Source organism: Acinetobacter sp. WCHAc060042 (genome assembly GCF_003231195.1).
Taxonomy (GTDB): Bacteria; Pseudomonadota; Gammaproteobacteria; order Pseudomonadales; family Moraxellaceae; genus Acinetobacter.
The window spans coordinates 1-12765 of record NZ_QKVN01000003.1 but is presented as its reverse complement, the minus strand read 5'-3'; the positions used below and the strand labels follow the sequence as shown (position 1 = coordinate 12765).

The 12765-nt window shown below is 36.0% G+C and carries 12 protein-coding genes; all 12 read right to left on the bottom strand.

Annotated features, from left to right (window positions below; genetic code table 11):
- Positions 1-2 precede the first annotated feature (2 nt).
- Complete coding sequence (glf, locus tag DPG01_RS01825; RefSeq protein WP_110974026.1) at positions 3-1094, bottom strand: UDP-galactopyranose mutase; 1092 nt, start codon at positions 1092-1094, stop codon at positions 3-5.
- Positions 1095-1103: 9 nt separating this feature from the next.
- Positions 1104-2006, bottom strand: coding sequence for a glycosyltransferase family 2 protein (locus tag DPG01_RS01820; RefSeq protein ID WP_110974025.1), 903 nt, complete (start codon positions 2004-2006; stop codon positions 1104-1106).
- 13 nt (positions 2007-2019) lie between these two features.
- A complete protein-coding gene (locus tag DPG01_RS01815) occupies positions 2020-2883 on the bottom strand; it encodes a glycosyltransferase family 32 protein (RefSeq protein ID WP_110974024.1) in 864 nt (287 codons plus the stop codon).
- Between the two features lie 41 nt (positions 2884-2924).
- Positions 2925-3935 (bottom strand): stealth family protein, encoded by a 1011-nt coding sequence (locus DPG01_RS01810; protein WP_162622317.1) that lies wholly within the window; start codon positions 3933-3935, stop codon positions 2925-2927.
- 38 nt (positions 3936-3973) lie between these two features.
- Positions 3974-5683 carry an ABC transporter ATP-binding protein gene (locus DPG01_RS01805; protein WP_110974023.1) on the bottom strand — a complete coding sequence of 570 codons (1710 nt, stop codon included), beginning with the start codon at positions 5681-5683 and terminating at the stop codon, positions 3974-3976.
- 6 nt (positions 5684-5689) lie between these two features.
- Positions 5690-6544, bottom strand: a complete 855-nt coding sequence (locus DPG01_RS01800; RefSeq protein ID WP_110974022.1) for a glycosyltransferase family 2 protein — start codon at positions 6542-6544, stop codon at positions 5690-5692.
- Positions 6537-8510, bottom strand: coding sequence for a hypothetical protein (locus DPG01_RS01795; protein WP_162622316.1), 1974 nt, complete (start codon positions 8508-8510; stop codon positions 6537-6539). The genes DPG01_RS01800 and DPG01_RS01795 overlap by 8 nt, the downstream gene beginning before the upstream one ends.
- A 72-nt stretch (positions 8511-8582) precedes the next feature.
- Positions 8583-9014 (bottom strand): pilin, encoded by a 432-nt coding sequence (locus tag DPG01_RS01790; protein ID WP_110974020.1) that lies wholly within the window; start codon positions 9012-9014, stop codon positions 8583-8585.
- A 196-nt stretch (positions 9015-9210) separates the two neighbouring features.
- Positions 9211-9771 (bottom strand): TPM domain-containing protein, encoded by a 561-nt coding sequence (locus DPG01_RS01785; protein ID WP_110974019.1) that lies wholly within the window; start codon positions 9769-9771, stop codon positions 9211-9213.
- Entirely contained in the window at positions 9765-10838 is a 1074-nt protein-coding gene (locus DPG01_RS01780; protein WP_110974018.1) for a TPM domain-containing protein, read from the bottom strand. Before DPG01_RS01780 ends, DPG01_RS01785 begins: the two co-directional genes overlap by 7 nt.
- Before the next feature lie 37 nt (positions 10839-10875).
- The gene (locus tag DPG01_RS01775; protein WP_058870410.1) at positions 10876-11466 is read right to left on the bottom strand and encodes a LemA family protein; all 591 of its coding nucleotides are present in this window, start codon (positions 11464-11466) and stop codon (positions 10876-10878) included.
- A gap of 148 nt (positions 11467-11614) precedes the next feature.
- The gene (locus DPG01_RS01770) at positions 11615-12493 is read right to left on the bottom strand and encodes a metal-dependent hydrolase (protein WP_110974017.1); all 879 of its coding nucleotides are present in this window, start codon (positions 12491-12493) and stop codon (positions 11615-11617) included.
- Positions 12494-12765: the final 272 nt, after the last annotated feature.

Sequence of the window (12765 nt, the reverse complement as noted above, 5' to 3'; positions counted from 1 at the left end):
AATTACTTTTTCTCCAAAATTTTGTCTACTGCATTTAACGCAGCACCTACAACTTGATCCATATTGTAATAACGATACTCAGCCAAACGTCCAACAAATGTTATTTTCTCTTCTGCATTTGCAAGGAACTGATATTTTTTAAATAGCTCTTCATTCTCATCACGTGGAATTGGGTAGTATGGGTCACCCTTATCCGTAGGATATTCGCGCACAATAGATGTTGACTCTGCCTTTTGCCCAGTTAAATACTTAAATTCTGTAATTCGAGTAAAGTCATAGTCATTTGGATAGTTGACTGTTCCAACACTTTGGTAGTGTTCAATGCTTAAATGCTCATGTTCAAAGCGCAGTGAACGATATGGCAAATGTCCAAATTGATAATCATAAAATGCATCTATTGGACCTGTATAGACCAGATGATCATACTTAATATTTTGTGCCAGTAAGTCTTTATAATCTGTGCTTAATTGGACTGTAATATTTGGATGTTTCAGCATATTTTCAAACATAGCCGTATAACCATGCAATGGCATGGCCTGATATGTGTCAGTAAAGTAGCGGTCATCTGTATTGGTTCGTGTTGGTATACGTGCTGCCACACCTGCCTTTAACTGGGACGGATCTAGCCCCCATTGTTTTTTTGTATAGTTCAGAAAGAATTTTTCATATAAATCACGCCCAACCGAGTTAAGCACAACATCCTCACTGGTCTTTATCGAATCACACGGTTCACGTACTTTTTCAAAATATTCAGCAGCTTGCTGCTCGGTTAAATCTAGACTATAAAGCTGATTTAAAGTATCTCGATTGATTGGAAACGGATATTCTTTGCCCTCTACCACACCACGAACACGATGTTCATAGTGGCGCCACTCGGTAAATTGCGATAGATAGTTAAAAATACGTTCACTGTTCGTATGAAAAATATGTGGTCCGTATTGATGAATCAAGATATCATGTGAATCTTTAACATCATAAGCATTGCCACCAATATGGTTGCGACGGTCAACGACTAATACTTGATGTCCTGCTTCTGCTAACTCTCGCGCAGAAACCGCACCAGAAAAACCAGCCCCAACAATTAAAAACTGCATACTATTTCCTTATAAATCCCACTTATCATGACGTCTTCCAGTATTATGAAATACACCATCATAAAAACCAGCAAAAAATGCTTTAAGTTGCTTTGACCGATTTTTTCCACTTCTTAACGCTAGAATTAAACGAAAAATCAAACTTGGAATTGTTTGAGTATAAAGTTTAAGACCATAGTATTTCTTAGCAATAAGGAGCCGATTACGTGTATCGTAATAACGCTTCCATGGTACTAAATTTAAATAAGTAATTTTTTTCCCTAAAATATTAGCCTCATAACGATCCGATTTTGGATGCTCAATTTGGCTTTGCCCGCAAATAAAAATTTTATGCCCTGCATGCTGCGCACGCATACAATATTCAACATCATCAGCTGCAATAAAGTATGAAGCATCTGGCAAACCAATGTTTTGATAGATTTCTTTACTGGTTAAGAAACCTAGAAATGGCAAAGATTGCACTTCTGCTAATTCAGGAACATGATTTTTTAGATGAACCGTCTTATTGTTAGCCAATAATGTGGTTGCCCACGCAGTGTCTTCTCCATTTACAGCCAGTGAACCATAAATATGTTCAGGTGTTGCATGCCGCATAATTTCTTCTAAGGCGGTAGGATGAGGAACAGCATCATCATCCATCATCCACACATAGTCTGCACCTTGCTCAAAAGCGTACTGCATACCAGAAGAAAAACCTCCTGCTCCACCTGTATTTTCTTTCAAAGCAATTAACTGAATTTTTGGCTGCTCTAACCAACCATTTTGTTTTAATGTTTCAATTGTTCCATCTGTTGAAGCATTATCAACAATCAATATTTTTGATGGACTCAATGTTTGTAGTAATAATGCTTGCAAACAGTCTATTAATAGAAATTTCCTATTAAAAGTTACCACCAATAAATAAATATTCATAACAATCGTATAATTAAAATTTAGTAAGATTATAATACAGGATTTTTAATCGCTCATTAAATTTAAAATATTCTGTATCTCTTCTCAAAATAGTTCTAATAAAAAATCTAGCAAGAATAAACGTTTTATAATATAAAACTTCTTTTCTCGTCCGAGGAATTCTAATTGGTTCTGAACAAAGACTATAGTGACTTTTCATCAACTTTATATGCGTTTTTTGGGTAGTCAACATACTATACTTTAAATTAAAATCATCATGTTTTCTTACATACCTATGGCTATATTTATTCAACAATGGGTGTATTGCTAAAGTATAAGGTATTGGGCCTGTTAGACGAAGAACCCCCACTTTAGCAACACCAACTTTCCAAGGAGTATAGTCTTTTATATTGGATAGAACCTTATCAATTACTGCTTTTAAAAAGGGAGAGTTAGGTTTTGATATAATATACCATTGCTGATACTCTCCATATTCAATATCTTGTAATTCTTTCAATAAGCCAGCCCCATAGAATTCCTCACCTTTTAAATTAGGCCAATTCGAAATAAAGAACTCATCATTTTCATCTATTAGATCTGAAAGAGGGACTGAACATGAGCTTTTTATATCAAGATAAACTCCCCCTTCTTTATACAATACTAAATAACGAAATAAATCAGCTCTTGCAGCTCCATAAGAAGGATTTATAGAATTATAAATACTATAAACTTCAGGATCATAATTTTTCGAAATAAAAGAAGATCGCGCCTCCTCATCATAAAATCTATATTCCCAATCTGGGTTTCTCAGCCTCAAATCCCGCGAAATACTTTCTAATTCATCAGGAAGAACTGGTGAGCTATAAGTTTGATGAATTATTTTTGGTATTTTTGACATATTAAAATTAAAACCCTAGATTAATACTAAAAAGTAATTCATTAGAAAACTTCAAATTTTGATTTTTCTGGAAATTTATTTCTGAATTCTTGTAAAACGTATGACTGCAAGAATTTAAAATTTTTTGTATTTTCTCCATCATTTATACATATTTCTCTATATTTTGAATTTAAAATCCCTGGAAGCTTATAATAATTATTTTCATCTAAAAATAATGCATATCCAGATTTAGATTTATCTATAACAGAAAATTTACCTTGAACAAGATGCCAATATCTAAACAAGTATTGGTTAACCTCATTACTTGTTCTAAATTTATTCATTGAACATTTTTTTAAATAATCTTCTTCAAGAAACCACACATCCTTAAAGCTACTTTTTAACAAAGGTTGTGAAAGATGATAATCATGAAATGATGAAAAAAAACCGTAAGGGAACTGGAAAAAATTCTTTAGAAGAATTTCAAAGTTATAAGAAGTGTTAAAAAATTTTCCTAAATTTTTATACCCAACTTCTTTCTTATTAAAATATTTATTAACAATACTAACTCCATTATGCCTTACTTTACTCCATAAATTTTCGTTACCTATTTGAAACAATGGTTCCATGAATAATGTATCACATGGCAATCCATCTCTAAAAAAGTGTTTTTCATCCAATTCAGAATTTACAAACATATCATCATTAAAATATACAAAATGTTCAGAAAGTCCATTAATATTATGCAAAAACAATTCAATTACTTGAGAATTAAAAGTAGGTAGAAATTCATTTGGTATAATATCTTTGTGTTTAACTAAATTAATTTTTGGATGATTTAAGTTAAGCCAATTAGGATAATGATCGCATGTTACTAGATGAATTTTCCTGACCCAAGGGCAATATAACTCAACAGACCTAAACCAGAAGTTAAAAATACTCCAGTCTCGAAATCTCGACTCATCATTTTCATTAAAATTTATATTAGACTGCTTTTTTTTATAAAAATTATAACTATCTATCCACTCTTTATCTTCATTATTAACCCAAGTTACAACAAAATCTATATCCACTATATTCCTCATAAATTAATATTTTAAAGTGTAGTTAACTAATTAAGGGATAATATATCATTACACCTTGCCACAGCACTCTCTCGATGTGCAATAATTACCATAGTTTTTTCCCCACTTAGCCCCTGAATAGCCTCATTTACTGCTTGCTCAGTTTCTGTATCTAAAGCACTGGTTGCTTCATCCATAAACAACACTTGAGGGTCTTTATATAAAGCCCGAGCAATACCTATACGTTGACGCTGCCCACCAGAAAGCATAACCCCACGCTCGCCTACAAAAGTATCATAACCATCTTTTAAATTATGCACGATAAAATCATGAATTTGTGCAGCCTTTGCTGCTTTTACTACAGCATCTAGGTCAATACTATCTTTTGGGGTACCAAACGCAATATTTTGCGCAACTGTATCATCTGCTAAATAAATAAACTGAGGGATATAACCCACCAAATTTTGCCACAAATGAGCATTTTTTTTATTGATCACCTCACCATCGACCAACAATGCACCGTGTTGTGGTTGCAACAACCCCAACATTATATCCATTAATGTGCTTTTGCCGGACCCACTCTTTCCAATAATTCCAATACTACTCTTATAAGGAATAACAAGATTAAATTGTTCTAATACATTTTTTTCGGGATAAGTCGGGTAAGCATAACTTACTTGTCGTAATTCAATTTGGTGCCTAAATTTTAATTGCGAATAATCCTGTTCTTGCTCTACTTGAGTTGGTAAATACAAATCATTCAAAACTTTATTCGCTGATTCCAATGAAAAACGCATACTAGATACAGCACGATAAATATTTTGTGCTGCAGGCAACATACGGTAAGCAGCAAAACCAAATAAACCTAGAGATGGCAATATTGTCGAAATATTTTGATTATTTAAAACCAGACTAACTGCCAATCCAATAATTGCACAATACCCAATTGCTTCTACCATTAATAGTGGAACATTTCCTATTGTCTGATTTGCAGCAAGATGGCGTGCAAAAATTCGAGATTGTTCTTGAAAGTGCTTTAAATAACCCTGATCCGCTTGATTAATTTTTACATCCTTAATTCCACCCAGTACTTCATTACATGCTTTGAAACGTTCACTATTTGAATGATGAAATTCATGTCCAATTCGGCTTAAAAATTTTCTGACACCTAAATAAATTACAACATATACCATAAAAAACAAAATAGCTGCCGTAATTGCCATATAAGGGTTGTGCAAAAATATCAAAACAATCATTGCAACAATAACCAAACCATAAGAAATAATGGTCATAATAGGTTGAATAATATTATCTACAAGTTGATCAATTTGAGAAAGGATATTTTTTGTTAATTCTGAGCTATTTTTTTGTATAAAAAATTCATAATCTTGTTTCAAATATATCGACAATAATCGTGTTGAAAGATAGTGGCGTTGCAAACTAATAAAACGACTTGTTCCATAGCTATGAATAATTTTAAATAAAGCAGAAGTTAAAATTAATATCATAGAAAATATGCCCAATTTAATAACAAAATTAGCATAAGAACTTGAATTCAATATTTGATAAAAATAGTGAATTCTCGGATCACTTTGAATAATATCTGGACTTGAAAGAACAGCTAAAAATGGCACAATAGAAATTACACCCAACATTTCTAAAAAAGCCATTAATATTGTTAAAATCAAAACTATTATAAATTTTCTTCGTTCTAAGGGCGTCAAACTCCCCCATAAACGTAAAATAATATTTTGCATATATGATTATTCACTATCTTTATACATCAGACTCGTAATCTGCTCAGAGATCAGTCCCATTAAGAAAATCATAATACTGCCCGTATACAACAAAGCACTCATATTTGTAAAACGCTGATATTCATATAAAGTATATCCATACCAACCTGATCCTAAAGCAAAAAGTAATATAGCAAATGGTAAAAACATTTTTAAAGGTGAATATAACGTCGCAATTTTAAAGATAATTAGAAAAAATCGAACACTGTCTTTTATAGGATGAATATGACTCTTTCCAATTCGCTTTGCAGCATGTATCGGTACGTATGTCACAGAATACCCAGCTCTAAAAAATGCCATAGTACTCGTTGTAGGGTATGAGAAGCCATTTGGCAATAAATAGATAAACTCCTTAAATTTCTCTGCACGTACTGCCCTAAATCCTGAAGTTAAATCTTCGACCTGATGTTCAGACATGTATGAGGCTAGATTATTATAAAGTTTATTTGCTATACCACGCCCCACACTGGCTTGTGATCCTTTCTGACGGGCACCTACAACAAGGTCATACCCTTGTTCAATTTTTTCAATGAGTTTAAGAATATCATTGGCATCATGCTGACCATCAGCATCCATAAATACAATGACATCACCTATTGCATTTCTCGCACCAGTTTTTATAGCAGCACCATTCCCTTTGGAATAAGGATGGTTAATTACTTTAGCACCTGCTTGTTCTGCAATCTGTGCAGTATCATCAGTTGAACCATCATTGACCACAATAATTTCATCAACTCTATTAAGTTGCTTAATTGCCTTAACTGTCTGCAGAATAGCCCCCGCTTCGTTTTTGGCTGGTAGAACCACTGTAATTTTATTCATGACTCTTATCCACAATTTTTAAAGACTCATCTGTTTGTTTAATAGAGTTTTTTAAACTACTAAGACTAACTATCCAAGATTTCTTAGCAGCATTCGTAGGCGCATAAGATAGTGATTCATCTATCCATCTCATTGCAGCCTGATTCTCATGCATCTGAAATAGTTTTAAGGCAATTATCTGCGCAATAGAAAGGCTCGGATAGTCATAAAATGCTTTCTTAGCAAAATCAATATATAACTGCTGATTACCAGAATATTGATAATTTAGTGCAATTTCATAGTTTATATGATGTCTAATTTTAGGATTTTTTTGCACTCGTGGTAGTGTCAACAATTTATATAAAAAGTTCTGGTAATCATCGAGAGCAACTCCAGTACAGCGCCCCTCTCGAATTAATCCTCCAAGAGAAGCAAGACCCGTAGTTAACTCCAAAGGCGCTTTAACTTTTGAAGAATGGTCAATTAAGCCATAGAAATATACTTTTAGATTCTTTGGACTATGTGCACTAGTTGAGCACATTTGTATCATAGTACCCATACCAACGCTAATATGTTCAGGATGCTTCTGATAAAATTCATTTAAAATTTTAATAGACGCATCTTCAAAATCATATAAACGGTATTGCCATGATAAGGTCTGAATTGCTCGTGCAGACTCGGGATGTCGCATAGCCCATAATTCAGCAGCAACTAATGGTTGCCCCCAAATGGATGTTACTTGCTGGGTTGAATAAATCTGAATAGCACTGTAAATAAAAACAAAAAACCAAACAATAAACTTAGATGTTACAACATATAAACTTTCAGCAATCAAAACAGCTATTAAAAGTGAAACCCCAAGTATTGCAACATAATTCCTATGTTCAAAGTATAACTCTAGTGGAATAAATGTAGATTCTATTAAATGAGCCGCTAAAAAAAATAAAATAGAAAATGTTAGAAATTTCACCCAAACAGTCTTAGGGTTTTTTATAAATAAATATACTACCGATATAATAATTAAAACCCAGAAACTTAGGGCTAGCCATGTTTGGTACATTGACCAATCATATATCTTATAATCATCATGAAATGGTCCAAAATCAATTGCTCTAGGTATAACAATCTGCTTAATATAATCAAATAATATAATTAATTCTGTTGCTAATCTTTCTGATAAATCAAACTCTCTATAATAATTAAAATTATTTGTAATACCCTTCCATGTTACAAGCCCATAAAGCAACAAGAAAAGAGGAACAATTATTAATGACAATTTAGACCAAAAAAACCATAATTTTTTATATACTGGTTTAGCTAAGTCGTTCAACAAAAGAATTTCACACAACCCAATATAAAGGATGGTTAAAACCCCATTTTCTTTAGAATATAGACTTAATAATACACCTAATGATACAAACAGACTCATAGTGACAAGTTGCCACAAACTGCTCTTACCAGCATATTTGATACGCCACCATATATAATAGGCTAAAGTTATAAGACTAAAAAAGGCAGAAACGAGCGTCATCCGTTGTACAGGCATGAGTATTGAACTCACCTGCATTGGTGAAAAACACCAAAAAAAAGTCGTAAAACAAGCCATCCACCATGCATTATTTTGGAATTTATCTTGAATGCTAAAAAGCTTATAGGCGATAAAAAAAACCAAGAGACTATTTAATACGTGCCAGAATAGTGAAACTTGCACAAATCCCCATGGATTATTGGGCCAATCATTCACATTTGGAATAAAACTCAATAAAGAAATTGGCCGGCCTGTAGGCCCTGCACCACCACCAAATACAAAATTGATAATGCCTTGATAACTATCAGCAGTTGCCAAACCTTTTAAATTAGCAAAATCATCAAATTGCCAAGTTAATCCCTTTGCTTGAGCATAAATAAAATATAAACAGAGAGTTATGACCAATAAGAATACACAGCATAGTTGTATTTTTTGTGCTTTTTTAACTTGTATGTTCAAATCATCGTTCCCATGAATATACACTTTATATAAAAAATCCAGCATAAAGCTGGATTTTTTATTGTCTTTAAATTAAGAAGGACGGAAAGCTTTCGGCGCCCATTTAGTATCAAAAGAACAACGCCCAGTCCAAACCACGCTACCACCAGCATCACGTGGCGTAACTGTACAGGTTCCATTATTAATTTTCGAGTTTACATTACGACCATACAATGCTGTAATAGCCCCATTAGCACCTACAGTAACGCTTTGCACATAAGTTCCTACAATAGAACCTGCCGTTGGCACACCAGCAGAACCATTACTAGCAGGGAAACGGCCTTTGTCTGCCCAGAAGTCAGCAACACCTGATTTAGCGCCAGCCATTAAGTTAACACCTTCACCAACTTGTGTACGGATTACATAGTCTTGATACGCAGGAATTGCAATCGCGGCAAGAATACCGATAATTGCAACAACGATCATGAGCTCGATAAGGGTGAAACCCTGTTGAACTGATTTCATAACATTCTCCACAAATGTTTTGTTAATTTTTTATAAGCTTTTAAGGCTACATTGTAATTAGCATGTATTATGCCAACTTTTATTATATTTATTTTCAAATAAAAAACAGCACTTTATTTCACTATTTAAAAAATTATTTTTTGTGCTTTGTTTTTTTATGTGACAAAGTGACAAAGAATGTCAACTTTATCACATTTTAGTTCAGCATGATTGGGGCGTTCTCAAGTTCATCGTTTTGATCCTGTATTTTATTGGCATAAAACCGATCCAAAATTATCCCAATTTGAATTACACCATCAAGCAAAGCCTGTCGATACTGCTGTTGTGCCATTTTCGTAATAATGGACTGGCAAACCTCATCCCATACTAGCTGTGTCGTGGCTTGTTGTATGCCACGATCTATAACAATTTCAACCTTACGCTCACACAAATTAAGGTATAACAAAATCCCACTGTTAAACTCAGTATCCCACACCCCAAGCTCAGCAAAAAGCTGTTTGGCACGTCCACGTGTGTCTAGATAATAAGCCTCTCGAGCAGGCATGTGCCCTTCGATCACCACTTGGATTTCCCCAACATGGCCCTGTTCAGCATTTACCACGGCTTGCGCAATTGCATGTTGATCTTGCTGATTAAAAAAACGTTTACTCGCAGGCATATGCAATAAATGCTTTAACCACCGTTTAAAACTGGGTTGTATTGCTTCATCTAACTTTGGTTCAGTGACGATTTCCGTCGTTTCCGTTGTTGTTACCATGACCCTGATGCTCCTCCACCGCCGAATCCACCGCCCCCGCCACTATATCCACCTCCGCCAAAACCACCGCCACCACGACCTCCACGCCCACCTCCACCGCCAGAGGAAAGAAAAAGCTGAAAAATTGTTTGGGCTAAGGTGGTGATGAGTAGAAAAAAAATCCCCCCCCCAATCAGTAAGCTGGTGATTAAGCCTGCTCCATTCACCAAACCTGCAACTATTCCTGCAACTGCAGCAGTTGACGCACTTAAACGCTTCCCCACCACCAAAGATCCAATTGCCCCTGCAATGAGAATAAATAAAGCAGTACTCAACGTTTTACTTTTGGCTTCTTGTTCCCGATTGGCTTGGTCTTGACGTTGTTGTAGCTCTTGCGCTGCTTGAGCCGCAACTTCAGGGTCAAGATTTAAAATACGTTCAATTTCAGTCAGTCCTGCGTTAATCCCTTGGGCATACTGACCTTGTTTAAAATAGGGGGTGATTTGTTGGTTAATAATACGGTTCGCAATAATGTCAGGAATGACCCCTTCCAAGCCATAGCCTGTAAGAATCTGAATGCGCCGATCATTAATAGCAATTGCAATCAATAAACCATTGTCCTGTTTGGCCGAACCAAGTTGCCATTGGTCTGCAATACGCATGGCAAAACTGAAAATATCCTCTTGCCCTGTGCTCGGAACTATCACCACGCCTATTTGTGCCTTTCCTGTATCATGTAAAGCACGAATTTTTTGACCAATCGCTTGTTGTTCTTCAACACTGAGGACGTGAGCTTGGTCGATTACTGGCGCATTTAAAGTCGGTAAGGCCCGTATCGACTCGCCCTCTGCCATATCATTCGCAACAAGCGGTTGAGATACAGCATCAGCGCTTTTAGAAGTCACGTTATTGGAGGTCTCTGCTTGCTGATCTTGGATCATCTTTCCAGCGATGACTGTTTCAGTCGCACTATCTGTTGCAGTCGCAACCTCCGCCCACGTTAATGAACTTAGACACAACAGTCCTGATAAAATGAATGCAACCATCCATTGATACGGAAACCGTTTCCCCTGTTGTGCTCCCTTCATTCATTCACCCTCTATTCATAACGACAAGAAACCCGACTTAGTTAAATGATACCGTTGGTGCTTTTTGTGCACTTTGCTCCGCACTAAAGTTCGGTTTGGTGTCCATACCAATCACCTTGGCGGTCATGACTTGTGGGAACTGGCGTGAATAGGAGTTAAAGTCTTGCACCGTAGTAATATAGCGATTACGCGCGACAGCAATACGGTTTTCGGTACCTTCGAGTTGAACCTGTAGATCACGGAATTGCTCATTGGCTTTTAAGTCAGGATAGTTTTCTGAGACTGCAATTAAACGCGACAATGCTCCTGTCATTTGCGCCTGCGCTTCTTGATATTTTTGGAATAATGCAGGGTCTTCTAATACCTCTTTATCGACTTTTAAACCCGCGACATTGGCACGAGCCTGTGTGACTTCGGTTAGGACTTGTTCTTCATGTTTGGCATAACCCTTTACCACATTCACCAAGTTCGGCACCAAATCTGCACGGCGTTGATATTGGTTTTGTACTTCTGACCATGCTGCTGTAACTGCCTCATCTTTGACCTGTAAGGTATTATAACCACAGCCCGATAGGGTTAAGGTGCTCGCAAGGGCAACAACGACAGCAGTTTTTTTCATAAAATTCATTCAACTATCCTCTTTCTTTTGTATTTATTGCAATAACCTGATTGTAAACATATTTGAATACCCTTTTGTTGCATTTAGTTAAAGCTTTTAAAAATGAAAAACCGAGTGATCTTGACTCGGTTTTGATTATTCGTTTTTTAAACTTAAACTAAACAACCGCGTGCAACTCCTGCTGAAAACCTTCTAGTTGATAGTCTTCTGCCAAACGGGTTTTCCAGTATTTCAACAGTTGGGCGTAATCAATCTCTGAGGGATGAAAGTTGCTTTTATAATAGGACAAATATTCAGGCAGCAATTGCACAAACATCTTGGCCAGTAAATACAATCCAAAGAGATTCCCGCCCAATTTAGGCATACTCTTTTTAAGGTCTTGTAAAAATAAACGGCTGGCTGAATAAAAAGTTAAACTGGCGAAACCTGTCGTTACACTGCGCATAATTAAACGACGAATCTTGTTATCGCCATAGACATCTTGATAAACATCGAACGCCACCGAGCGATGCTCAATTTCTTCAATGGCATGCCAGACCCAAAGTTTAACGGCATCATCATCCAAGGTACTCAATACCTCAGGATGCCTTAAAATATAACCACCTAAAAGTGCGGTAAAATGCTCAAAAGCGCAGGTGATTGCGAGCTGAATTTTAGGATGCAGGTTTTTCACATAATCATCTTTACGCGCCAACCACGCCTGAAAACGATCGAGATTATAATCATCCCGTCGCCAAGCAGCGTTAAATGCCGTGTGTGCTTGAGAATGCATCGCCTCTTGACCAATAAATGCCGCAATCTGCGCTTGCAGATTTTCATCCTTCACCTGATCACGGACATTGCGCACACTATGCACAAAGAACTGCTCACCTATGGGAAAGGTCGAAGACAATGCTGTCAGCAAATGCGACATGACTGGTGAATTGGCAAAATAATGTCGGCAAATGGCTTTGGGGTTGAATTGCAAACGTCGAATTGTAATACCCTGTGCTTTTGGACGATGTTGATATAATTTTTCTGTCGTCACTTGAGTCATGTCTCTTTCCTAACATTTAACCGAGCGATCTTCAGTATCTGAATTTATCAATGCGACACATATGGCAAAAATGCTTAGTGCGTTTGCAAATTCATCCATTTTTATCGGACTCTCCACCAGATCTTTTTCGATTTATCCCGAACCACCTCATTCATATCATCTCAGGCAAATAGTGATCATAAAAAACCCGCCGTATGATCTGACCCCATAAAGTTGGACGAATTAATTAAGCGGCTTTTAAGGACTGAGTTCTGTACTGTACGGGACTCAAC